This window comes from Lederbergia citrisecunda (assembly GCF_018343695.1).
GTDB lineage: Bacteria > Bacillota > Bacilli > Bacillales > Bacillaceae_C > Lederbergia > Lederbergia citrisecunda.
The window spans coordinates 2,510,941-2,537,200 of record NZ_JAGYPJ010000001.1 but is presented as its reverse complement, the minus strand read 5'-3'; the positions used below and the strand labels follow the sequence as shown (position 1 = coordinate 2,537,200).

The following is a 26,260-nucleotide window of genomic DNA, read 5'->3' as shown; positions in this document are numbered from 1 at the left end:
TTTGAAGACAACGAAACGACTTTGCATTTTGGTGGCAGCTGTCATGATGATGTTGGTTTTGCCAATTGAAGGTTTGGCGGAGACCCCCTACGAAGGTTATATATGGAATACCGAGGGAAGAGATGTTCATTCTATCAATGGGTATGTATATCATGATTCAATTGATGGCGCTTTCTTGCCGACAGGGGTTTTTAATAATCCGGAAGATATTTTCATCGCAACGGACGACACCATTTATATAACGGACACAGGGAATAATCGGATCGTTCACTTGGATCAAGATCATGAAGTGATAAAAGTGATTGGCGATCAAGACGGACCTGGAAAGCTGAATGGACCTAAAGGTGTGTTTGTTAAGGAAGATGGAACGCTTTACGTTGCTGATACGAAAAATCAACGCATCGCAATTTTTGATCGAAATGGAAAGTTCGAACGAGAGCTGACTACACCTACCAGTACTTTATTAGGGAAAAAGTTTTCTTATTCCCCTTCCAAGCTCGTAGTCGATAAGCGTGATTACTTATATGTCGTAAGTGAAGGAAACACTAAAGGATTAATGCAAATTGATAATAAAGGTGAATTTAAAGGCTTTTTCGGAACGAATGATGTTGGATTTAATTTATGGCGTTTTCTCGCACGTCTCATTGCTACAGATGAACAAAAGGCAAAAATGGTGTCTGTACAGCCTTTAGCCTTTTCAAATTTAGCACAAGATAATGATGGATTTATTTATACAACGACGTTGGGAACAGATGAAAATCAGATAAAAAGGCTGTCTCCTGTCGGGGTGGATACGTTAAATCCTACTAAAAAGCAGTATGGCGATTTGTATAACTATGGAGGAAATATTGAAATCTCCGCATTTATTGATCTTACTGTAAATGAAGATGGTTTAATTACGGCGTTAAATTTACAGACGAGCAGAGTCTATCAATATGACAAACTAGGAAATCTGTTATTCGTATTCGGGGGAACAGGGGAGCAAAATGGGGTGTTTACAACACCTTCAAGTATTGCTCAAGATTCCGATGGTGTTTTATACGTCGTTGATAAAGGAAGAAATCGCATTGATTTATTTAGAACGACACCTTTTGCTGACCTTGTCCATACTGCTTCCAAATTATATGTAGATGGTCGATATGAAGAAGCGAAAGAAATATGGGAAGAAGTCATCCATTTAAATGGCAATTATGATATTGCATATCACGCTATTGGAAAAGCCCTTTATAAATCAGAAAAATATAAAGAGGCGATGGAGTATTTCAAAAAGGCGAATTCACGTGTAGATTACTCTACATCCTTCAGAGAATATCGGATTGAATATGTTCGAGAGCATTTCGCTTGGTTTTTTGGAGGAGTTATCGTCTTATTCTTAATTCTTCGTTTTGGAATTCCGCAATTGATCAAACTCATTCGAAAAAGCCGGAAGGAAAGACGGCAGGCTCTTGAAGGAGAGGTGGAAGCAAAGTGAACACTGTGCAGATGATGCGCCAAATCTTAATCAGACCATTAGATTTCTTTTATGACATTCAAGAGCCGAACCGTTTGAAATGGTCACAAGGATTCATTCTTATATTGTTGGCATTTCTAGCTAAAATGGCTTCACTTTTACTTGTTGGCTACCATTTTGAAACGAGAGAGCCGTATCAAATTTCTTATTTACATGAATTTATTTGGATATTAGTTCCATGGATTACCTGGAGTCTTTCTAATTGGAGTGTCAGTACGATATTAGATGGGGAAGGGAAATTTAAAGAGCTTTTAGTAGGCAGTGCTTTTTGTCTTGTCCCTTACATCATTTTTATTATTCCAATTACGCTAATGACGAATGTACTCGCTTTAAGTGAAGAATCATTTTTTAACTCTGCAACGGTATTCATTTTATGCTGGGTTGGTTTATTAATATTAATCAAAGTAAAAGTTTTGCATGATTTTGAACTCGGAAAGCTTATCATGATTACATTTTTTACATTACTGGGAATGGCGATTATTTGGTTTATCGGCATCTTATTATACGGGCTTATCAACCAATTTATTAGTTTTTTCCTGGATCTCTTTAAAGAAATACGATTCAGGCTGTAGGAGGTGGAAAAGTTGTTCCAATACGAAAAGATTAGTCGGAAAAACATTTTTATTTTCTTCATCTGCACGATGTTAATCTTTAGTTTGTTTCCACAAGGGATATTTGCGGAGGACGCCGGAGATGACTCGGCTACTGAAGCAAATAGTGAGGAACAGGAAGCAGGTTCGGATGGTGAGAATGCTGAAGCGGCTCCACCTAAAGAAATAGTCTTTGTTGAAACCGGAGAATTGTATCCTATTACTGCAACAAAAAAGGTAGCCGAGAATTCTTCGTTAGAGCTTTATGTAGATGAAGCAAACGGAAATATTCGGATTGTCAATAAAAAGTCAGGAAATGAATGGCTTGGTGGACCGCAAGTAGATAAAGGAGTTCTTCCTAACAATAAAGCGTTTATTGATGCTCCCGTTCATATTGAATATACTGACGGATCGAGTGTTTCTCAAACATATACCTTAAAAGATAAGGAAAATGAAATTACAACTTCACCTATCGAAAACGGAATACGGGTTGACTTTAATATTAAGGAAATAAAGGTCAATTTCGCACTGGAATATACGCTGACAGACGATGGGTTTGAAGTAACGATTCCGGATGATTCTATCAAGGAATTAGGAACAGTTAGACTTACAAGCTTAGAAGTAATGCCGTTTTTTCATGCTGCTGATCGTAAAGTCGATGGAGAAGTGTTCGTTCCGGATGGTTCTGGAGCTTTAATGAAAGTTAGGGAAAAGCATCCTCAATACTTTAAAGGATATTCCGAACCTGTATACGGGCCAGACCCGACTTTTGCAATTGAACTTGGGGATGTCATGGCAGAAGGTTTTACTAGGGGGGCAGCTCCTAAAGAAAAAATCGCCTTGCCTGTATTCGGTATTCACCAAGACAACACTGGCTATTTAGGTATTATTACAAAAGGGGAAGAAACAGCCAATATTACGGCAACACCTTCAGGAATAAGAAATATTCCACTTTATCGTGCAGGCGTGAAGTTTTTTTACAGAAAGCAAGACGTCATGTTCATCGGCTCGTCAGGAATCATTCCGTTATTCCAAGGGAAGAGGATTACAGGAGATAAAAAAGTAAAATATATTTTACTAGAAGGAGAAGGGTCTAATTACGTCGGTATGGCACATGCCTATCGAAATTATTTACTCAAAGAAGCAGGATTGGAAAAACGAGTTGAAAAAGAGACTCTATTTATTGAGCTTGTCGGTGGAATTTTGCGTGATGAAATAATTGGAAAAACCTTTATCGATTTAACCACTTTTGAACAAGCAAAGTCGATTATTGATGATTATGCGGATAAAGGGATAAAGTCATTATCGATTACGTTCAAAGGCTGGTCCAAAAAAGGATTGTACGGGAATCAACCAGAGCATTTTCCAGTAGAACGAAAACTCGGTGGCAAGAAGGATCTCGAAGATTTAGCTGCCTACGCGAAAAAATTGGGTGTAATGCTAAATTTAGATGTTAATTATGTACGGCCTTTTGTAGATAGCAAGGGGCTAACTCCTAGGAATGAAGCTGTCAGAGGAATTGATCGGGAGGTAATGAAGAATCCGAATTATCGCGTATCTAGTAGATTCGGACATTACCAACAGCTCTTCTATTTATTGAAACCGAAATATTCATCCGAGTATGCATTAAAGGAAGCTCCTTCATATAAAGATCTCGGTGTTTCTGGAGTCCATTTTAGTTATGCCGGAAACTTGCTCTATACAGATTTAGATAAGAAAAATCCTTCGAGTAGAGAAGATATGAAAGAAATTTGGATTAAGACGATAGATCAATATAAAAATGTTGTTGATCACATTTCGGTAGATTACGGATTTGGATATTTATTAGGTCATGTCGATGAGATTCATCGAATACCGATGGATTCTAGTAACTTTGTTTATTTGGATGAAACAGTGCCCTTTTATCAAATCGTTATTCATGGGTTAGTACCTTATACTGGAAAACCGTCAAATTTGAGAAATGATGAGAGAGTTGAATTTCTAAGGGCCATTGAATATGGTGCCTCTCCGAGCTTCGAGCTTACGTTTAAGTCGACAGATCATTTGAAGCGTACGATGGAAGACAGGCTGTTCAGTTCAGATTATTCTTACTGGTTTAATCGATCTATAGAAGAGTACGAGGAGTTCAGAAAGCTTCAAGAAAGTATCGGCGAGCAATTGATTGCAAACCATGAACGAATGGAAAAGAATGTGTATACAACAACTTACGAAAATGGAACTCAAGTGATTGTGAATTATAATCGCAAAGCCAAAATTATAGATGGCCATACGATTGAAGGGCAAAACTATGTTGTCATTGAAGGAGGGAGAAAATAACCATGAAACTATCAATGAAAACAAGACACATCATAGAAGGCTATTCATTTGTAGGACCATGGATTATTGGATTCTTTCTATTTATGGCCGTTCCGCTTGGCAGATCATTTTACTATTCATTAAATCAGTTAAAACCGACTAAACAAGGACTTCAAGCAACATTTGTCGGTATGAAAAATTATCGTGATGCCTTCACGACAGATGTTAAGTTTTTCCCACTATTGTTAGAGACGATGAAGGATATGCTTACGCAAGTACCGCTTATCCTCATATTTGCGATGTTTTGCGCCATTCTCTTGAATCGAAAGGCGTTTGGAAGAACTTTTTTTAGAGGGATTTTCTTCTTGCCTGTTATTATCGCTTCTGGGGCAGCTCTTCGAAAGCTGATGGAGCAAGGGGCAGCATCATTGCCGATTTTTTACCAATTTGATTTGTATCGGCAGTTGAATGCTTTTATTCCGGAAGAAGTTCTCGATCCATTATTGCAATATGCAGATGCCCTTACGCTTGTCATGTGGGATTCGGGTGTGCAAATCTTAATATTTTTGGCCGGGCTACAGACGATTTCACCTTCGTTATATGAAGCAGCAAAAATTGATGGAGCAACAGAGTGGGAAGTATTTTGGAAAATTACGTTTCCAATGCTGATCCCGATGATATTTGTCAATACACTTTACAGTATAGTGAATTCGTTTACGAAACCTGATAATGGGGTTATGAGTCATTTATTAAATGTTGTATTTGTATCGAATAACTACTCATATGGGTCTGCCATTGGCTGGCTATACTTTATCTTTATTTTTATAGTGCTCGGACTAGTATTCCTCATATTCCGAAGAGGGTTGACCAATTAGAGAGGGGGTAGACTTTAGATGGAATTACCGATCATTCGTTCAGTTCAAACTCTTACAAAGAAAGTGGATCATGACAAAAAGGCATTGTTGATGAGACGAACAAAATCGATTATTGGAAATACCTTTTATTACGTATTGTTATTCAGCTTATCATTTGTTTTCGTCTATCCGCTTCTTTATATGATTTCCCAGTCCTTTATGCGCCCTTCGGATGTAGCAGATGCGACAGTCCAATGGCTGCCAAAAGTATTAACTTTTCAAAATTATGTAGAAGCATTTAAATCGATTAATTATTGGAACGGATTATTAAACAGTATATGGATATCCTTCGGGAGCGCCATTTTACAAATTATTAGCTGTTCCTTTATCGGATATGGGTTCGCTCGGTATAAATTTCCTTTAAAAGGATTGTGGCTTGCATTGCTTGTCTTTACATTTTTAGTTCCGCCACAAACGATAGTCGTTCCTCTCTATATCTTTTTCAGTGATTTAGGGTGGATCAATACATTATTTCCGTTTATCTTTCCGGCACTGTTTGGTTTTGGATTAAAAGGCGCCTTGTTCGTTCTGATTTTCATTCAATTTTATCTTAATTTACCAAAAGTATTGGAAGAGGCAGCAAAAATTGATGGAGCAGGTCCGTTTCGAACATATTGGACGATTATGTTTCCGCTTGCCAAGCCAGCTATGATTGTAGTGTTCTTATTTTCAGTTGTTTGGAATTGGAATGACGTATTCCAGCCAAATATGTATTTACTCGTGCCCGATTATTTCAACTTGGCTCAAAATTTGTCAACCTTTAACGGAAATGCGAATGCGCAAGGGGTTAATCAAATGCAACAAATGGTCGCTGCCTCAGATGCATTTGGTTTAACGCCGACCTTACTAAACCAAATCATGGCGGCTGTCATGCTGACAATCTTGCCAATCTTCATCTTGTACCTATTCGTACAGCGAGCATTCGTTGAAGGATTAGAACGTTCGGGGATTTCTGGGGAGTAGTACGAAAAGGATAGGAAGTGTAATAGTTGATAGGCGCTGTAGCTAGACAATAGGAAATAAGAAAGAGGAATGATTTTTATCATTCCTCTCAGTTTGTAGAAAAATTATTTTAAAGGACATTGAGACTAGTTGAAAACGTTTGTCTTTCGAGGTGCGAAGCCTTCTGTGGAGCGGAGTTGCCTATTCTCGGCAATGAGCACCGCAAGAAGGCGAGTTAACGAAGAAAGCAAGCGTTTGTCAACAGTCTGGGAGGAATGATTTTTATCATTCCTCTATTCTTAACTTTTCTATTTTCGTGAAGGCTCGATTGCAAAGAGTAAAATTTATGTTTGCCCAGAGGCTAAAAATGATCAAACAAGTGACAGGGAGATATAACAGAACGAGCAAGAACATGACTCCCAGAATAATAATGAGTAATGTCGTAGGGAAATAGACGAGTGATACGATGAATGAATTTTTTAATACATCCCTTAGTCGCAATTGATAATGAGTCATTACTGGAAATAAAAATGTACTCATAAATAGAAATACTAAACCAATCAAAAATAGTGGGACTAATAGAAATGTTCGCCATTGTGTAGCTGCCTGAATGACATAAAAATAATCAATATAAAGTAGGAAAGCAAAAGGGATCCATAATAATCCGATTACCAGACTTTGTTTAAAATTTAGTTTGAATGAGCGGATGAATGGTTTTATCACCGTTGTTTCGTCTCTTAGCTTCCATTGCCTGATGACGCTGAACATGGCAGCGGTTGCAGGAAATACGGTGACGATTGGTAGACAAGATACGATCCATAAAACATTTAAAATAAAGAGGTTCGAGATTTTCTCTAATACGATGTAAATCCGGCTGTTTAATATATTCATTTTTTTCACCTATTTTTGAAGTTTCTGTGATTAAAGTATCATACAATCTAGCAAAAAGAAAGAGTAGATAGTCGTACGAGTTTGCTAAAGTGAAGTGAAATTAAGTTTTTTAAGCGTTTTCCATTGAAAAAAAGAAATAAGATGATAGAATCTAATTAAGGTTATGCGTACAAGTTCGATATTTTTGTAGATTGTACGTATATACTATGTGATTTTGAATACGATTAAGTGATGATTAATTTTATTTTGAACAGGGTGATAAACATTGGCGAAATATTCAATCGGGGTTGATTTCGGAACGCTATCGGGTCGAGCAGTTCTTGTAGAAGTTGGCTCGGGGCGAGAAGTGGCTACGGCAGTTAAGGAATACACACACGCTGTAATGGATGAATTTTTACCTGATGGAACAACGAAGCTTGAGGATGATTGGGCTTTACAGCATCCGAATGATTATTTGGAAGTATTAGAAATTACGATTCCGCAAGTACTAAAGGAGTCTGGCTTGTCTGCAGATGATGTAATCGGCATTGGTATTGATTTTACGGCTTGTACGGTTCTACCCATTAAATCGGATGGCACTCCACTTTGTATGATGGAAGAATTTAAAGGACACCCTCATAGCTATGTAAAGTTGTGGAAACACCACGCTGCACAAGATGAAGCGAATCGCTTGAATGAGATTGCGGAAGAACGAGGAGAGGAATTTTTAAAGCGATACGGTGGCAAGATTTCTTCGGAGTGGATGGTTCCTAAAGTATGGCAAATTTTAAACGAGGCTCCAGAGATTTATGAAGCGGCTGACCAAATTGTTGAAGCTACCGACTGGGTCATTTCTCAAATGACGGGGGAAATTAGAAGAAACAGTTGTACAGCTGGGTATAAAGCCATTTGGCATAAGCAAGAAGGCTATCCTTCGAAAGAGTTTTTTAAAGCGCTTGATCCTCGACTTGAAAATGTTGTCGAAGACAAGCTTTCAAATAACATTTTCTCCATTGGTTCAAAGGCTGGGGAAGTAACTGAAAAAGCTGCTAGTTTAATAGGTTTGAATCCAGGAACAGCAGTTGCTGTTGCAAATGTCGATGCACATGTTTCGATTCCTGCTGTTGGAATTACGGAACCAGGAAAGTTATTGATGATTATGGGAACGTCTACATGCCATGTGTTGCTTGGTGAAGAGGAAAAAATAGTACCGGGAATGTGCGGAGTTGTTGAAGATGGAGTTATTCCAGGATTTATGGGTTATGAAGCAGGTCAATCATGTGTAGGAGATCATTTCGAATGGTTTATCGAAAATTGTGTTCCTGCAAGCTATTACGATGAGGCAAATGAAAAAGGAGTTAATATTCACGCATTGCTTACGGAGAAAGCTGGAAATCTCAAAGTCGGCGAGAGCGGCCTTTTAGCTTTGGACTGGTGGAATGGGAATCGCTCGACACTTGTAGATGCTGATTTAACTGGAGTTTTACTAGGAGCTACCCTCCTAACAAAGCCAGAAGAAATGTATCGAGCACTTATTGAAGCAACCGCTTACGGAACCCGTGTAATCGTCGAGGCCTTTAGAAACAACGGTGTTCCGGTTGACGAAGTGTACGCTTGCGGAGGTATAGCAGAAAAAAATGTGCTTATGATGCAAATTTATTCTGATGTTTTAAATACAGAAATAAAGATATCAGCTTCATCGCAAACACCTGCATTAGGATCCGCAATGTTTGGTGCAGTTGCCGCGGGTAAGGAGCGCGGTGGATACGACAGCATTGAGGGCGCTGCGAAGGAAATGGGACGAGTTAAGGATGAGACCTATAAGCCAATTGCCGACAATGTAAAAGTGTATGACAAGCTTTATGCAGAATACGAAAGACTATACGATTATTTCGGCCGCGGTGATAACGACGTTATGAAAAGATTAAAGGAAATAAAATTGAATGCCTCTAGATGAACAGGGGGAAAAGTCATGCTTGAAACATTGAAACAAGAAGTATTGGAAGCAAACTTACAACTTCCAGAGCATGGGTTGGTCACGTTTACATGGGGGAATGTGAGCGGGATTGATCGAGAAAGTGGACTTGTTGTCATTAAACCGAGCGGAGTAGCCTATTCAGAAATGAAGATTGACGATCTCGTTGTCGTTGATTTGGAAGGAAATATGGTGGAAGGGGCTCTCCGCCCATCTTCAGATACTCCGACACATCTAGCCTTATATAAAGCCTTTCCTGAAATCGGAGGTGTCGTTCATACCCATTCACCGTGGGCGACGAGCTGGGCACAAGCAGGCAGGCCAATTCCTGCACTTGGCACAACTCATGCTGATTATTATTATGGTGAAATTCCGGTTACACGTGGATTAACTCAAAAGGAAATTGAAGAAGCGTATGAACTGGAAACAGGCAATGTCATTATTGAGACATTCCGTAACCTAGACCTCGATCCAAAGGCAATGCCAGGCGTTCTTGTTTCAGGACATGCTCCTTTTAACTGGGGCAAAAATGCCGATGAAGCAGTGCACAACGCTGTCGTTTTAGAAGAAGTAGCAAAAATGGCATTACACACAATTCAATTAAACCAAAATGTAGGTTCTATGGATCAATTTTTACTCGATAAACATTATTTACGCAAACATGGTCCAGGTGCTTACTACGGGCAGAAGTGAGTAGATACACGAGTGCAATGCGCAGAGAGAATTATAGGATTTATTAAAAGTCTAATAGAGTCGTGAAATCATCTAATAGGATTAACCAAACGTCTAATAGATTAGTGAAATCGTCTAATAGGATTAACCAAACGTCTAATAGAGTCGTGAAATCGTCTAATAGGATTAACCAAACGTCTAATAGAGTCGTGAAATCATCTAATAGGATTTACTAAACGTCTAATAGAGTCGTGAAATCGTCTAATAGGAATCACCAAAGGTCTAATAGAGTCATGAAAACATCTAATAAACCATAAATTGTAGAAAATCGATCAAGAATTAGTAAGATTTTTAAGTTAATTGGTGAGATCCAAGAAGGATTTGGTGATGTTTTTAAATTAATTGTAGAAATAAGCACTCACACATACTAGAAAGGGTGAAGTATATGTTAAAAACAAGAGTCTATGAGTTTTGGTTTGTTACTGGCAGTCAGTTGCTTTATGGGGAGGATGTTCTTGTACAAGTTGAGGAGCACTCAAAAACAATGGCTGCTGGTATTGATAGTGATGACTCAGTCCCTTACAAAGTAGTTTTTAAATCAGTCGTTAAGGAATCTGATGCTATTCGCAGGTTATTTTTAGAAGCAAATGCAGATGAAAATTGTGCTGGGGTCATTACGTGGATGCATACTTTTTCACCGGCCAAAATGTGGATTGCTGGGTTGAAAGCACTGAAAAAACCACTTCTCCACTTACATACGCAATACAATCGTGATATTCCTTGGGATAGTATTGATATGGATTTTATGAACTTAAATCAGTCTGCTCATGGTGACCGTGAATATGGTTTTATCGGTGCGAGAATGAATGTAACTCGAAAAGTAGTTGTAGGGCATTGGGAAAGCGAAGATGTGCTCAAACGTATTGGCGGGTGGATGGGAACTGCGGTCGCCTTTAATGAAAGTCAGAACTTAAAGGTCGCGCGTTTCGGAGACAATATGCGCCAAGTAGCTGTAACAGAAGGCGATAAAGTAGAAGCTCAAATACAATTAGGTTGGACTATAAATGGTTATGGAATTGGTGACCTAGTCCAGCGCATCAACTCTATTACGGAACAGCAAGTAGATGAGCTAATGACAGAGTATGAAGATCAATACGAAATCGTTAAAGAAGGCAAGCAAGAAGGCCCGATTCGAGATGCTATCCGCTATCAGGCAAAAATTGAAATTGCTTTGAAAGCATTTTTAGAAGACGGTGGTTATACAGCATTTACAACGACGTTTGAAGATTTACATGGAATGAAGCAGCTTCCAGGGCTTGCCGTACAGCGTTTAATGGAACAAGGTTATGGATTTGCTGGTGAAGGAGACTGGAAAACAGCCGCTCTCGTACGTTTAATGAAAATCATTGCAAACGGAAAAGGCACTTCCTTTATGGAGGATTACACGTACCATTTTGAACCAGATAATGAAATGGTTCTTGGATCCCATATGCTTGAAGTTTGTCCGACGATTGCTGAAACAAAACCAACGATTGAAGTGCATCCACTCGGAATTGGTGACAGAGAAGATCCGGCTCGATTTGTGTTCAATGGAGCGAGTGGCCCTGCAGTGAATGCATCTATCATTGATTTAGGACATCGTTTCCGATTAGTAATCAACGAAGTTGATGCTGTAAAAGTAGAAAAAGAGATGCCGAAACTGCCAGTTGCACGAGTACTTTGGAAGCCGCAACCGTCCCTTAGCCAAGGGGCTGAAAATTGGATTATGGCTGGTGGCGCCCATCACTCAGGTTTTTCTTACATTGTCACTCCTGAGCAATTAAAGGATCTTGCAGAGCTACTCGGAATCGAATCTGTTTTAATTAACAATGGAACGAATACACATACATTCCAAAATGAACTTCGATGGAATGACCTTTTGTATAAATAAAGTCCTTGTAGAGCCATATAGGAACGACAATAATCTATTCCATTCCCCATATAAAAAATTATTTTTCATTCAAAAATATTGGAGGGGAGGGTTTTAAGGATGAAAAAACAAACTTATCAAAGTGTTAAAGTAAATGTCGAAAATCCGATTATCTGGGCTGATGTGCCAGATATCGATGTCATTAGAGTAGGCGATGTTTACTACATGTCGAGTACGATGATGCATATGAATCCGGGAGTACCCATCATGAAATCTAGTGATCTAGTTCATTGGGAAGTCGTTAATTACGTGTATGATATTTTGGAAGAAAATGATGAACAGCTGCTGAATAATGGCAAAAATGAGTATGGATTAGGATCTTGGGCAAGTAGTCTTCGATTTCATAACAATACGTTTTATTTAGCAGTTGCTTCTTTTAGTGCTGACAAAACGTATATTTTTCAAACAGATGATATTGAGAATGGTGATTGGAAAAAATCATCACTTAATGGTGTTTATCATGATATGTCCCTGCTTATTGATGAGGGGCATGTATACATGATTTATGGTGGCGGAGATATTAAGGTGATTGAACTTACTTCTGATGCCACTGCAATTAAAGAAGGTGGGCTCAATAAAGTCATTATCCCGAATGCTAGTTTGATTGCAGGGCCGAATGTTGGGTTGCCTGCTGAAGGAGCCCATATTCAAAAGATTAATGGAATGTATTATGTCTTTCTCATTACTTGGCCAAAGGGAGAAGGGCGCACGCAATTAATGTTCAGATCAGACTGCATTGATGGGGAGTATGAAGGGCGAATCGCTTTAGATGATGCTGGTATTGCACAAGGTGGAATTGTCGATACGGTCGATGGAGATTGGTATGCGATGTTATTTCAAGATTGTGGGGCGGTAGGACGTACACCTTTCATCATTCCTGTTGAATGGGAAGATGGATGGCCTGTTCATAAAAATGATTTTGATAGAGTCTCAACAAATCATTTCATACCAGAAATTGTATCATCAGATGAGTTTGATCAAGCATTAGAGAATCGCAATCCATCATATCTAAAAAATATTGAAGTTTTACAAGATAAAGGATTAAAACTCCCTCTTGTATGGCAGTGGAACCATAATCCAGATTCAAAGTACTGGTCATTATCGGAACGACCGGGTTATTTAAGAATCAAAAATGGAAGAGTGAGCAATAGTATTCTAGATGCTAGGAATATATTAACTCAACGTACATTTGGACCACAGTGTTCAGGGCAAGTTTTAGTAGAGATTAGTCATATGAAAGATGGAGACTTTGCGGGACTTGCAGCTTTTCAAGAAAACTATGGATTTGTAGCTGTTAAAGCTACAGCAAATGAAAACTTTATTGTAATGGTGTTGGGCAATTCCAAAGAACAACAAGAAATAGAATTGATTTCCATCACAAATGATCGAGTCTACTTTAAGGTAGATTTTGATTTTAAAAATATGATAGATCAAGCTTATTTCTATTACAGTCTGGATGAAGAAAACTGGCATGTGATTGGAGAACCTTTACAAATGAAATATACTATCCCGCATTTTATGGGATATCGCTTTGCATTATTTAATTATGCAACAAAAACGAGTGATGGATTCGTTGATTTTGACTATTTCCGTGTGACAGAAACGATCACTGAGAAATGAGATACTTTTAAACAATACGTTTTCGAAAAGGAGAAATCAATGGGAAACAACGTCATTATTAATGCAGATGTAGAAAAAGCTACGATTAATAAAAACATATACGGTCATTTTGCAGAGCATTTGGGCAGAGGGATATACGAAGGTATTTGGGTAGGAGAGGATTCTCCTATTTCGAATACGAATGGAATACGAAATGACGTATTAGAAGCTTTGAAAAATTTAAACATTCCTGTTTTACGTTGGCCAGGCGGCTGCTTTGCAGACGAATATCATTGGAAAGATGGAATTGGTCCTCGTGAAAATCGTAAACGCATGATCAACACACACTGGGGTGGAGTTGTAGAAAATAATCACTTCGGTACACATGAGTTTATGATGCTATGTGAGATGCTAGAAACAGAACCGTATATTTGCGGAAATGTTGGAAGCGGTACCGTACAAGAAATGTCTGAATGGGTTGAATATATGACATTTGACGGGGAATCCCCAATGGCTAATTTGCGAAGAGAGAATGGTCGCGATGAGCCTTGGAAATTGAAATATTTCGGCGTTGGAAATGAAAACTGGGGCTGCGGCGGTAATATGCGCCCAGAATATTATGCAGATTTGTACCGCCGTTATCAGACGTATGTACGTAATTATGGAGATAACCGAATTTATAAGATTGCAGGCGGCGCCAATGTAGCAGACTATAATTGGACAGAAGTGTTAATGAAGAATGCGCATTGGATGATGGATGGATTAAGTCTTCATTATTACACCATTCCGGGTGAATTTTGGACGGGGAAAGGGTCAGCAACTGATTTCCCTGAGAGTGAATGGTTTACCACATTGAAGAAAGCACTTCATATGGATACACTCATCACGAAACATAGCACAATTATGGACAAGTATGATCCAACGAAAAGAGTTGGCTTGATTATCGACGAATGGGGTACATGGTATGACCCTGAGCCAGGCACAAACCCAGGATTTCTCTATCAGCAAAATACGATTCGTGATGCTCTTGTTGCAGGAATCCATTTTAATATTTTCCACTCGCATGCGGATCGTGTGCAAATGGCGAATATAGCTCAAACAATTAACGTACTGCAAGCGATGATTTTAACAGAAGGCGAAAAGATGCTCTTAACGCCGACGTACCATGTATTTGAAATGTTCAAGGTTCATCATGATGCATCTTTACTATCTGTTGAATCTTCCTTTGGAAAATATGAACTGGATGGAGAAGTTTTACCACAAGTTACGGTTTCAGCTTCGAAAGACGCAGAGGGAAAAATTCATATTAGTCTATGTAATCTCGACCATCAAAATCAATCCGATATAGAAATCGATCTACGTGGAATCGATATATCTTCTGCTACAGTAAGCGGACGTATTTTAACAGCAGATAAAATGAATGCCCATAACACATTTGAACAACCTGAAAATGTAAAACCAGCAGAGTTTACAAATGTAAAAAAACAAGAGGAATCTTTAACTGTCACACTGCCTCCAATGTCTGTAGTTGTATTGACAGTAGAATAAGAGAGTGCTAGATGAGTATTTGTAAAGGTTGTACACAAAACGTCATTGTTTCAGAGGAAGTACTGCAAGAATTGATATATGATGCTGAAAAAGAAGACAAAAAAATCGTTTCAGATGAAATATATGAAAAACGGCTCCACATGTGTAGAAGCTGTCCTTCCCTACAATACGAAACAACTTGTATGCATAGCGGAAGTCTTATTCACTACAGAGCAAGGCTGAAAGAAAGCACTTGTCCATACCCACAAGGTTCAAAATGGCTCGGGGCGTGAAGCACGCCCACGAGTCTTGCGAATAAAAAAGAGAGGATGAAAAAAATGAGTACTAAAAAGGCAAGTATGATCGTTGAAAAGGATTTTAAAGTGTCAGAGGTAGATAAGCGAATATATGGTTCTTTCGTAGAGCATCTTGGACGTGCTGTCTATGGCGGTATTTATGAACCAGGTCATCCAGAATCTGATGAAAATGGCTTTCGCAAGGATGTAATCGAACTTGTAAAAGAAATAGATGTTCCATTAATTCGTTACCCAGGTGGAAACTTTGTATCCGGTTATAACTGGGAGGATGGTATTGGACCGAAAGAAAATCGCCCTCGCCGTTTAGAACTTGCTTGGCGTACGATTGAAACGAATGAGCTTGGTACAAATGAATTCGTTGATTGGGCAAAGCTTGTAAATGCAGAAGTGAATATGGCTGTTAATCTTGGAACAAGAGGTATTGAAGAAGCTAGGAACCTACTTGAATACTGCAACCATCCATCAGGTACATACTACAGTGATTTACGTATTTCTCATGGCTACAAAGAGCCTCATAAAATTAAAACATGGTGTCTCGGAAATGAAATGGACGGTCCATGGCAAATTGGTCATAAAACGGCACATGAATACGGAAGATTAGCAAATGAAACTGCGAAGGTAATGAAGCTTGTTGATCCATCGATTGAGTTAGTCGCTTGCGGAAGCTCACACCGTAAAATGCCTACATTTGCGGATTGGGAAGCAACTGTTCTCGACCATACGTACGAAAACGTTGAATTTATATCCCTTCACCAATACTATGGTAATCGTTCCAACGATGTAGCCAATTATCTTGCTTTGCCACTTGAAATGGATGATTTTATTAAATCCGTTATTTCAATTGCCGACTATATTAAAGCGAAAAAACATAGCAAAAAGACAATTAACCTTTCATTCGACGAGTGGAATGTTTGGTATCATTCCAATGCAGCTGACCGTAAAATCGAGCCTTGGACAATTGCACCGCCTCAACTTGAAGATATTTATAATTTCGAAGATGCTTTACTAGTAGGATCAATGCTCATTACTCTATTAAAGCATGCGGACCGTGTAAAAATTGCTTGTATGGCTCAACTTGTCAATGTTATTGCCCCAATCATGACGGAAACTGGCGGTCCTGCTTGGAAACAAACAATCTTCTATCCGTATATGCATGCATCTAAATATGGAAGAGGAGTTGTATTGAATCCTATCGTATCTAGTCCGAAATATGATAGTAAAGATTTTACAGATGTTCCTGTTCTTGATACGACAGCTGTATATAACGAAGAAAATGAAGAACTTACGATATTTGCTGTTAACCGTGACCTTGATGATCGATTATTACTAGAATGTGATATTCGTAACTTCGAAGGTTATAAAGTTGTAGAGCATATCGTTCTTGAAAATGATGATTTAAAACAAGTCAATACCGCAACTTCCCAAGCAGTTGCTCCTCACAATAATGGCGATGCGACTAATGATAATGGTCGAGTAACAGCTTCCCTGCCAAAACTGTCTTGGAACGTTATTCGTTTGAAAAAATAAAGTTACTCGTGGGAGAGAATTTTTCTCTCCCACATAAAAAACTTCTTCAGTCACCACTCTCTTTTAAAAATCTCAAAGCCACTTCTTAAAAATTTCATGACTATTTTGTAGGAGGAGTTCTCTATATGAGTAAACAATCAGTTAACAGACTGATGCTTGTTTTCTTTATCCTTTTATTAATCATTCCAAGCAGTGTAATGGGAGAGGAAATGAAAACCAACCAAAACGAAGGTGAAGATCCAGTGTTTAACAATGTATCAGTTCACGATCCTTCTATCATCAAAGAAGGTGATATGTACTATGTTTTTGGAACTCATATTGAGGCAGCCAAGTCAAAAGATTTAATGAGCTGGACTCGATTTACGAATGGCTATAAAACTCCTGGCAACGCCCTTTACGGAGATCTCTCTGCTAATCTTGCAGAGTCATTTAAATGGGCTGGTGAAAATGATTCGGATAGTAAAGGCGGCTTTGCGGTTTGGGCGCCTGAGATTTTTTGGAATGACCATTATATTAATAAGGACGGTACGACAGGTGCTTATATGATGTATTACAGTGCTTCTTCCACGTATATCCGTTCCGCCATTGGCTATGCAGTTTCCAAAAATATTGAAGGACCATATACGTACGTAGATACGATTGTGTATTCCGGTTTTACTAGAGATGAGGCATATGATGCGAATAGTGTTATTAATAAAAAATGGGATAATACGAATATTAAAGATTTGATTGCTGATGGCTCGCTTACAGGCACTAGATCCGGTTGGTTCAATAGTAATGGTTCGTACAATAACAGCACGTTCCCAAATGCCATCGATGCGAATCTTTTTTACGACGAAAACGGAAAACTATGGATGACATACGGTTCTTGGTCTGGGGGCATTTTTATCCTCGAAATTGATAAGACAACAGGGAGAGCTATTTATCCGGGGCAAGATGGAACAACGGCTGATGGAAGGTTGATTGACCGCTATTTTGGAACGAAAATATCTGGTGGCTTCGGTAAATCAGGTGAAGGTCCATATGTCGTGTATGATCAAAAAATGAAGTACTACTATTTGTACGTCACGACTGGATGGCTTGCGGCAGACGGCGAGTATAATATGAGAGTGTTTAGAGCGAAGAACCCAACAGGACCTTATGTAGATGCAATGGAACAAAACGCAGTTTTACCAGGAAATGTCGACCATTCCCCTTATGGGAATAAAATCATGGGGCACTTCTTGTTTGAGAGAAATGTAGGGGATCCTGGTACTGGAATTGGCTATGGATATTTATCGCCTGGACATAATTCAGTATTATATGATGAAGAAAAGGACCAGAAATTTTTAGTGTTCCATACACGATTTCCACAAAGAGGGGAAACACACGAGGTTCGCGTACACCAATTATTTATTAACAAAGATGGCTGGCCAGTGGCTGCACCTTACCGTTATACAGGGGAAAAGCTTGAAAAAATTAATAAAGAAGATATAGTTGGAGATTATCAATTTATCAATCATGGAAAAGATATTTCCAAAACACTAAAAAAGGCAACTACGATTACATTAAATAATGACGGCACGATCTCAGGAGCAAATGGTTCTTGGGAATTGTCGAGTGATGATTATGCAACAATCACCATTGATGGAAAAGCATATAATGGATTCTTTCTACGTCAATGGAACTCTGTTGCAGGTAAAGTTGGAGTAACCTTTACGGCATTATCGAACGAAGGAATGTCGATTTGGGGGATAAAAACAATCGAGCGAACTGAGGAGGAAATCGTTGAGATTGTTAAGAATCAACTAGATTTAGGAGATACGAACGCTATAATTGCTAACCTAGATTTACCGACAGAAGGGACACGCGGCACTCAAATAGCATGGCATTCCTCCAACCCTGAAGTTGTATCTGCAAAAGGGGTTGTGAATCGACCAGTAATTGGGGAGGAAAATGCGACAATCACCTTAACCGCTACTGTAACAAAAGGTGAGGCAACAGCTACGAAAACTTTTACGATTATCGTTCTTGCTGAAAAACTACCAAGACTAGTTGCTCATTATTCATTTGAAAATGATTTATCTGATCGTACGAAAAACGTAGCATCAGGAACGCTTACTGGAGATCGAATTGATAATAGTGGTGGAAAAATATCGTATGGAGCTGGAATTTCAGGTAAAGCTGCTATTTTTGATGGAGCTTCTGGAGTCAGGCTGCCAAACGGATTGATTTCCAGTAATCAATATTCTGTATCCCTTTGGTTGAATCCAGATCAACTCACTGATTTCACTACGACATTCTTTGGTGCGAGAACGACTGAAAACTGGGTGAGTATTGTACCAAAAGGGCCAGTTCGTGCTGAGACGATGGTCTGGTCAGGATCTAATTGGTACGATGCGGTTACAGGAATGCAGATCCCAAAAAATCAGTGGTCTCATATCGCGTTCACGGTAGACGAGGGAAAAATAAATGTATACGTAAATGGTATAAAGAAGTTTTCCGGAGTAGGCTTCCCGAATGTGTTTACGACAACAAATGCCACTTTCGGATTAGGCGTTAACTATTGGGACCTTCCATACAAAGGGTTAATGGATGACCTGCTTATATACGATGGCATTGTTTTATCTGACGAGGAAATTCAGACTTATTATGGTTCTGGAGAAATACCAAGAGTAGAAGAAATGATTGAGAAACTAATCCAACATTTTGTCATGAATCCGGGAATTCGTGAGTCATTGTTTGTCCAGTTTGATAACGCTAATCGAGACTTTGAAAAAATGGAGCAATTCCTCAAACAAGGCAATAAAGCTCAAGCAAAGCATTTCAAAGCAAACGGCAATAAAAAATTGGAGCATATCATCAAACGAGTTGAACAGTCTTCGGGAAAACACATAGACGAAAAGTATGCAAAACAGTTAATCAGTTATCTTGAGTATGTATTGGAAACTAGAGAATGAATCCTTAATACTAGAATAAAACACTTCACTACATAAAGTGGAGTGTTTTTTTGTTTGCTATTATTGGAAATTAACCTTTAAAGTCTAACAGATAACCCGTTTGTTCGTTATAAAATATAGGATAAAGCGAATAGGTATTTTTCATTATTTTTATAATTCTGAAATTTTTACAACACTACGTGTATACAATAACTATACAAATATTATTGAAAGGAGGACAGCCTTTAAAAATTGAATTTGAAAGCGTTTTACTAAGTAATCCTCTTATTTGTAAGAAAAAAATTAAGTAGGGGGGGCGATTTGAAGATGCAAAGAAGAAAATGGCTAATCTTTCTATTTGCAAGTCTTTTACTTATCGGAATGTTTTTAAGTGGCTGCCAATCTGGAAAAAATGGAAAACGAGAAACCGTCTGGAGGCAAAGTGGTGGTTGGCCAAAGCCGCCGTTGTTCCAAGGGAATAACTTTGCAAATGGTGGCGTAGGCGCTGCCTATCCATTTGTATTTGAAGGATTATTTCAAAATGTAAGATTTACAGATAAACAGTATTTTAGGTTGGCAGAATCCCTCGAGCACCAAGGAAATAAAACGATTGTAAAAATCAAATCCGGTGTGAAATGGAATGATGGGGAGCCTTTTACGAGTAAGGATGTGTGGGCATATTACACTTTGAATAACGGGGCTGAAGTAACGAAATATTTAGAGAGTATTGAAGCAGTCGATGACCTGACGATTGCATTCAATTGGCGCGACCCATCGCCAGCTGAACATATGAAGCAATTGTTCATAGGTCAGGATGGCCATGGAACAATCCCTTATCATCTTTATCACAAGTATGTAGATAAGGCTGCCGAACTTCTAAAAAAGGCCAAGCCCTTTACAGAGCCAAACAAGGAAGGTCCGTTTGGATTAGAAATTAAAGATGAAGTACGTGAGGCAATGGATGAGAATTGGCGCGACTTTTTGAAAGCAGGTCCAGATTTTCCGGTAGGTACAGGTCCTTTCATCGTAAAAAAAGTAACCGCATCTGATATGTTATTGGAAAAAAATCCAAACTATTGGAACGTCGAGAATATTCATTTCGATAAAATCACAATCAAAAACCCTGGTCCAGATCCTTCCGCTGGTTTTGCCCTTGTCAGATCAGGAAATGTGGATTGGTTTGACGGGACTCCCCCGCGTGACATTATTGAATCAATTTTAAAATTAAATAAAGATATTGCTCATTACAAAATGCTTGATCCTGCATCTGTCGGCATGGTGTTTAATCTCGATCGACCGCCATTTGATAATAAAGATTTCCGAAAAGCAATCGTATACGCATTAGATCGGAAAAAAATCCGTGAAATTGGAAATTATTATGGTCAAGAATCGGACGTCTCGATGGCAGGGATGCCGCAATCGGAATTTGATAACTGGATAACTCCTGAAATCCGAGATCAGATGGAAAAGTTTACGCATAACCCTGAAAAAGCAGCAGAAATATTAACGAATTTAGGATGGACAAAAGGTTCGAATGGAATTTGGCGTGATCCTGAAGGTAAGGTTCATGAATTCATTATCGGTGTAAACGGAGGCTGGCAAAACGGCCCAATTCCGGGGCAAGTAGCGGCCGAGCAATTAACTGAATTTGGATTGCCGACTAAGCTGATTGCCGTTGACGGGACGGTCTATTTTGATAATGCAGCAAAGGATAAAGGAAAATACGATATGTCGATGGACTGGGTAGACGTCTCTTGGGGATTTATGTTCCCATGGAACTCGATGCGTAATTATTATTGGTGGGGACTAGGACAAATGGGGCATTTACCGAGGTATGAATCCGGTGAAAAACAAAATCGCTTAAATCTCCATCTTCCAGGTCCGGATGGAAAAGTCATCGATATCGACCAGATGCTTAGGGATATCCCATATATGAATTCGGTTGAAGAGCAGAAAGAAGCTTTGTCCAAACTGGCATGGATCACGAATGAAAATGCAATGGGGATGGTGCTTTTCCAAAATGTGACCGGTGCATGGGCTAATTTAAAAACGGTAACAGGATGGCCGCGTGTAGATGAAATTGAAAAATATAATCGTGATATGCCGGTAACAACCGTCCCAGAGGATCTACAGCAAGTCGCCGACCTGAACCAAGGTTTTTCCGGAATAACGCCATTTGTGGAAGGACGTTATGCTCCTAAATAATAGAAAATCCGCAGTGGATGGCAATCAGACGAAGGTGTATTGAATAAGGAGGGATAAAGCATGACCGTAAAGATCGTTTTAAAAAGAGTAGGAACGGCAGCGATTACGATTGTACTCGCAACGGTATTGACCTTTTTATTACTAAGATTGACACCCGGAAATGCGATTGATCAGTGGGCTAGGGAATATTCGATTCAATACAATATATCATTGACGGACGCGTATGAACGAATTGCTAGAATGATAAATTATAACCCGCTTGAACCGATCTACCGCCAATTTGTTCGTTACGTATCAGGGCTTGCTCACGGGAACCTCGGTTACTCGATGGTCAATCAGGGACTGTCGGTAAACGAAATTATTGCGAAGGCATTGCCATGGACGCTATTTGTTTCAAGTGTTTCGCTGCTTATCAGTTTTGTCATTGGAGTTTTTCTTGGGGTAAAAATGGCGTGGAAACGAAATTCAATCTTGGAGCCGATTGTATCGTTGTATTCGGTTGTCACAAATGCTGTTCCTGATTTCATTTTCGCGATTATTTTGCTGATTATTTTCGCTTATGGTCTAGGGTGGTTTCCAATTAATGGAGCATATGATTTCTACCTGACGCCAGGATTTAATCTTCCGTTCCTTTTAAGTGTTGTGTACTATGCTGCGTTGCCAATATTAACGTATGTCATTACCTTAATTGGCGGTTGGGCTTTAATGATGAAAGGGAGTGCTATCGGGGTTTTAGGTGAGGATTATGTGGAAGCAGCAAGAGCAAGAGGAATTTCCGAATCAAGAATTATGGACCGATATGTAAAAAAGAATGCGATTATTCCACTTGTTACACAGCTAGCGGTAGCTTTAGGGGCAATGCTTGGAGGTGCCATTCTCATTGAAAATTTATTCCAATACCCAGGCATTGGCTACTATATGTCGGAGGCGACCAAACAACGTGATTATACAGTCATGCAAGGAATCTTATTATTTATTGCAATTACGATGGTCGTTGCTAATTTAATATCTGACCTAATTTACTCCAAACTAGATCCGCGAATTAAGAATGAGGAGTGATGATCATGCAGAGAACAATTGATTTTTTCAATATCATATGCGGTAATAAACGATCATTAGTTGGGTTGATTATTCTCATCTTTTTCTTCTTAATGGCTACCGTCGGCCCCTTTATTTTCAAGCTTGATATGGGCGTCGATTATGAAAATCGTTATTCAGGACCTACTTGGGATCATTGGCTAGGTACCGATTACGGCGGGAGGGACACATGGACGCAGCTCGTTCATGGATCGAAAGAAGTTATTACGATTGGGTTTCTTACCGCGGTGATTACAATGATTTTTGGATCTTTACTTGGAATGATTTCAGGGTTGATTGGCGGGAAAGTAGATACTGGTATCATGCTTATAACGAATTTATTTTTAACGATTCCTTCATTCCCAATATTTATCATGCTGGCAGCTATCCTTTCGATAAGGGATCCAATCAGTTTTGCTCTCGTATTAAGTGCTTGGAGTTGGCCAGGATTAACTCGTGCCGTTCGTTCGCAAGTCATTTCATTAAAAGAAAGAGACTTTATCGTCATTTGTCGCGTGATGAATCTCAGTTTGCCTCATATTGTTTTTAAAGAATTAATGCCAAATATCGTTTCCTACCTTGCCATCAACTTTGTATTGATTATGCGTGGAGCGATAGTAGGAAGTGTCGGGCTCATGATGCTCGGGTTGGCCCCTTATTCACCGACCAACTGGGGGCAGATGCTCTCATTAGCGATATCTCAAACAGGTGGAATTTTTAATCCTAATGGATATATTTATGTTCTCTCTCCGATTGTTTGTCTAGCCCTTTTCCAATTAGGAGCCATCTTCTTCGCGAATGGATTAGATGAAGCGTTAAATCCAAGGTTGAGGGGGAATGCATGATGGAACAGAATCTCGTCGAAATTCGCGATCTCTCGGTTAAGTTTAAGTTAAAAGGAGGAACGATCCGAGCAGTGGACAATGTTTCATTAGATATTCCAAAAGGAAAAGTAACTGCCTTAGTCGGTGAAAGTGGGAGCGGCAAATCAACGCTCGCATCAGCCATTTTAAAAATGGTTTCTTCACCTGGAGTTATTAGTAATGGGGAAATTAAAATCAACGGCGAAGATATTTTAACGATGAAACAAAGAGAGTTGCAGCAATATCGCTGGAGCCAAGTGTCGATGGTTTTTCAGGCAGCACAAAATTCACTGAACCCCGTTGTACGAATAAAAGAGCAATTTATCGAAACATATTTGGCGCATAAAAAGGCACCTGAAAAAGAAATATTAGAAAGAGCAGCTCAATTATTAGAATATGTACGGCTTGAACCAAAACGGGTTTTTGAATCCTTTCCGCATGAGTTAAGTGGAGGGATGAAACAGAGGGTCATGATTGCATTTAGTCTTTTATTGGATCCTGATTTGGTCATTTTGGATGAACCGACGACGGCTCTTGATGTTATTACGCAAGATTATATATTTGATATATTATTGAAAATCCATGAAGAATTAGGTATCACGATGTTGCTTTTATCTCATGATATATCAGTTGTTGCAAAAGTGGCCGATCGAATCGGAGTCATGTATGCAGGAAAATTAGTAGAGGTTGGGGATATTTTTGAAATCTTTACGAATCCGAAACATCCTTACACTTCTGGATTAATTAAAGCCGCACCTTCTTTATTGGAAGATTTAGAGCATACAGTACCGATTGGCGGATCACCTCCAGACCTTTTAAATTTACCATTGGGTTGTGCGTTTCACCCACGATGTCAATTTGCAAAGGATATATGCAAACAGGTTACACCACTAATGGAAACAGTCGGAGAGAATCATTTAACGGCATGTCATCTTTATAATGCCGCCCGAGATGAAAGGGTGAACTAAATGAGCCATTTATTAGAACTTAACGATGTCAGTGTAATCTTTAAAGGTAAAACAGATGGAGTAAAACATACGATTCCTGCAATGGTTGATGTGAATTTGAAGTTTAATCAAGGGGAGATTGTCGCACTCGTAGGTGAAAGCGGCTGTGGAAAAACGACATTAGGTAAGGTTTTGACAGGCTTGCAAAAACCGACGATAGGAGAATTATTTTATAAAGGGAAAAATGTTTGGTCGATGAATAAGAGTGAGTTTGCCGAGTACAGATCAAGTGTGCAGCTCGTTCAACAGGACTCTTATGCCGCATTAAATCCTGCAAAAACGATTTACCAATCCTTATCAGCCCCTATTTTACAAAATAAAATTGTTAGAGGAAAAAAGGCTACACATGAAAAAGTGTGCGAGTTGTTGCGAATCGTTGAATTGACACCACCAGAACAGTTTTTGGAAAAATATCCTCATCAGCTTAGTGGTGGGCAAAGGCAAAGGGTACTGATGGCAAGAGCAATTTCGTTAAATCCAAAGCTAGTCGTAGCAGACGAACCTGTTTCCATGGTTGATGTTTCACTCAGACTATCAATCTTGAATTTAATGGAAAAGTTAAATAAAGAAATGGGGATCGCATTTATATACATCACTCATGATTTGGCAACCGCACGTTATATAGCGAAAAACGGTAGATTGGCAGTTATGTATTTAGGAAAAATAGTTGAGCTCGGAAGCGTGAGAAACGTGTTGGCAGCTCCAAGACACCCGTACTTACAGGCGTTGCTCACAGCCGTTCCCGTACCTGATCCAAAAATGGCCAAAGGAAAACGGGAGTTGCCCTTAAAAAGCTTAGAAATGCCGAGTATTTCAAACCCTCCAAGCGGCTGCGCCTTTAACCCAAGATGTCCTTATGCAGATGAAACATGCGTTCTAGTGGAGCCAAGACTAAGATTTCACGGAGACGATTTAGTCGCATGCCACCATGCAGAAAGGATTCCAGAATGGAAATTGGTCACTTTAGCAAAATAATTTTCAAAATTGCAGTGTTTTTTGCATTATCCAGTTTTGTTTTGCTATTTTGGGTAGAATCCGACACACCACAGTTTGTACTTGTTGTGTTGTCGCTATGTCTGAATGTTGTTTTGCTATTGATTATTTTAGCGATGAAAATCATAGTGAGGAAAAAAAGTTAAATGTAAACATGCTGTCCTTTGGATAGGAGGGGCAGCATGTTTTATTTTTTTCTACAGTGCATGATTTTCCCTAATCGATACATTAGTAGAATTATATTCGTTTTCTCATATGAATTTTGAACTTTAGAAAATTGAATAGTACTTGTTATTTCTTCATAAATAACACACTAATAAATCGACAAAATCCCTTAATCAATCCCTGGGTCATAATATTTACTTTAATAAAGTATGTTGTTTTTCAATAAATAAAGTGACGTTTTGAGCAAATACAAAAGATGAGGATGATTCTATAATTAAGAATAATTGCCAAAATTGTGAAAAGGAAATAAATTCTTCCCATTTAA

At 38.9% G+C, this 26,260-nt stretch carries 19 protein-coding genes; 18 read left to right on the top strand and 1 reads right to left on the bottom strand.

All coding sequences use genetic code 11. The features are described from left to right. The first annotated feature begins 1 nt into the window (after position 1). Genes KHA93_RS12695 through KHA93_RS12675 form a run of 5 tightly spaced genes read left to right on the top strand, consistent with a single transcriptional unit; the run spans position 2 to position 6,272 of the window. On the top strand, positions 2 to 1,471 hold the full coding sequence (locus tag KHA93_RS12695; RefSeq protein WP_213111063.1) for a hypothetical protein: 1,470 nt from the start codon (positions 2 to 4) through the stop codon (positions 1,469 to 1,471). Then, positions 1,468 to 2,082, top strand: coding sequence for a YIP1 family protein (locus KHA93_RS12690; protein ID WP_213111062.1), 615 nt, complete (start codon positions 1,468 to 1,470; stop codon positions 2,080 to 2,082). Before KHA93_RS12695 ends, KHA93_RS12690 begins: the two co-directional genes overlap by 4 nt. Before the next feature lie 12 nt (positions 2,083 to 2,094). Then, on the top strand, positions 2,095 to 4,416 hold the full coding sequence (locus KHA93_RS12685) for a DUF5696 domain-containing protein (RefSeq protein ID WP_213111061.1): 2,322 nt from the start codon (positions 2,095 to 2,097) through the stop codon (positions 4,414 to 4,416). A gap of 2 nt (positions 4,417 to 4,418) precedes the next feature. Further along, positions 4,419 to 5,270: a carbohydrate ABC transporter permease gene (locus KHA93_RS12680; RefSeq protein ID WP_213111060.1), complete on the top strand. Its 852-nt coding sequence runs from the start codon at positions 4,419 to 4,421 to the stop codon at positions 5,268 to 5,270. A gap of 18 nt (positions 5,271 to 5,288) precedes the next feature. Next, on the top strand, positions 5,289 to 6,272 hold the full coding sequence (locus KHA93_RS12675; protein ID WP_213111059.1) for a carbohydrate ABC transporter permease: 984 nt from the start codon (positions 5,289 to 5,291) through the stop codon (positions 6,270 to 6,272). A 264-nt stretch (positions 6,273 to 6,536) separates the two neighbouring features. On the opposite strand, the gene KHA93_RS12670 is transcribed toward KHA93_RS12675, so the two are convergent. Beyond that, complete coding sequence (locus KHA93_RS12670) at positions 6,537 to 7,142, bottom strand: YesL family protein (RefSeq protein ID WP_213111058.1); 606 nt, start codon at positions 7,140 to 7,142, stop codon at positions 6,537 to 6,539. A 265-nt stretch (positions 7,143 to 7,407) separates the two neighbouring features. On the opposite strand from KHA93_RS12670, the gene araB reads away from it, so the two are divergent. The 13 genes from araB (at position 7,408) to KHA93_RS12605 (ending at position 25,752) form a co-directional block, all read left to right on the top strand. Next, complete coding sequence (gene araB / locus KHA93_RS12665; RefSeq protein ID WP_213111057.1) at positions 7,408 to 9,078, top strand: ribulokinase; 1,671 nt, start codon at positions 7,408 to 7,410, stop codon at positions 9,076 to 9,078. Positions 9,079 to 9,093: 15 nt separating this feature from the next. Next, positions 9,094 to 9,789, top strand: a complete 696-nt coding sequence (gene araD / locus KHA93_RS12660) for an L-ribulose-5-phosphate 4-epimerase (RefSeq protein ID WP_213111056.1) — start codon at positions 9,094 to 9,096, stop codon at positions 9,787 to 9,789. 424 nt (positions 9,790 to 10,213) lie between these two features. Then, on the top strand, positions 10,214 to 11,698 hold the full coding sequence (gene araA / locus KHA93_RS12655) for an L-arabinose isomerase (protein WP_213111055.1): 1,485 nt from the start codon (positions 10,214 to 10,216) through the stop codon (positions 11,696 to 11,698). A gap of 99 nt (positions 11,699 to 11,797) precedes the next feature. Continuing rightward, positions 11,798 to 13,357: a glycoside hydrolase family 43 protein gene (locus KHA93_RS12650; RefSeq protein WP_213111054.1), complete on the top strand. Its 1,560-nt coding sequence runs from the start codon at positions 11,798 to 11,800 to the stop codon at positions 13,355 to 13,357. Between the two features lie 39 nt (positions 13,358 to 13,396). Continuing rightward, positions 13,397 to 14,884 (top strand): alpha-N-arabinofuranosidase, encoded by a 1,488-nt coding sequence (locus KHA93_RS12645; RefSeq protein WP_213111053.1) that lies wholly within the window; start codon positions 13,397 to 13,399, stop codon positions 14,882 to 14,884. 11 nt (positions 14,885 to 14,895) lie between these two features. Continuing rightward, positions 14,896 to 15,156: a DUF6171 family protein gene (locus KHA93_RS12640; RefSeq protein ID WP_213111052.1), complete on the top strand. Its 261-nt coding sequence runs from the start codon at positions 14,896 to 14,898 to the stop codon at positions 15,154 to 15,156. Between the two features lie 45 nt (positions 15,157 to 15,201). After that, the gene (gene arfA, locus KHA93_RS12635; RefSeq protein WP_213111051.1) at positions 15,202 to 16,707 is read left to right on the top strand and encodes an arabinosylfuranosidase ArfA; all 1,506 of its coding nucleotides are present in this window, start codon (positions 15,202 to 15,204) and stop codon (positions 16,705 to 16,707) included. Between the two features lie 125 nt (positions 16,708 to 16,832). Beyond that, positions 16,833 to 19,646, top strand: coding sequence for a lipocalin-like domain-containing protein (locus KHA93_RS12630; protein ID WP_213111050.1), 2,814 nt, complete (start codon positions 16,833 to 16,835; stop codon positions 19,644 to 19,646). Between the two features lie 306 nt (positions 19,647 to 19,952). Next, positions 19,953 to 21,830: an ABC transporter substrate-binding protein gene (locus tag KHA93_RS12625; protein ID WP_233711526.1), complete on the top strand. Its 1,878-nt coding sequence runs from the start codon at positions 19,953 to 19,955 to the stop codon at positions 21,828 to 21,830. Positions 21,831 to 21,890: 60 nt separating this feature from the next. Then, positions 21,891 to 22,889: an ABC transporter permease gene (locus KHA93_RS12620; RefSeq protein WP_213111048.1), complete on the top strand. Its 999-nt coding sequence runs from the start codon at positions 21,891 to 21,893 to the stop codon at positions 22,887 to 22,889. 5 nt (positions 22,890 to 22,894) lie between these two features. Next, the gene (locus KHA93_RS12615) at positions 22,895 to 23,752 is read left to right on the top strand and encodes an ABC transporter permease (RefSeq protein WP_213112910.1); all 858 of its coding nucleotides are present in this window, start codon (positions 22,895 to 22,897) and stop codon (positions 23,750 to 23,752) included. Further along, on the top strand, positions 23,749 to 24,738 hold the full coding sequence (locus KHA93_RS12610; protein WP_213111047.1) for an ABC transporter ATP-binding protein: 990 nt from the start codon (positions 23,749 to 23,751) through the stop codon (positions 24,736 to 24,738). The genes KHA93_RS12615 and KHA93_RS12610 overlap by 4 nt, the downstream gene beginning before the upstream one ends. Continuing rightward, positions 24,739 to 25,752 carry an ABC transporter ATP-binding protein gene (locus KHA93_RS12605; RefSeq protein WP_213111046.1) on the top strand — a complete coding sequence of 338 codons (1,014 nt, stop codon included), beginning with the start codon at positions 24,739 to 24,741 and terminating at the stop codon, positions 25,750 to 25,752. The last annotated feature ends 508 nt before the right edge of the window (positions 25,753 to 26,260 follow it).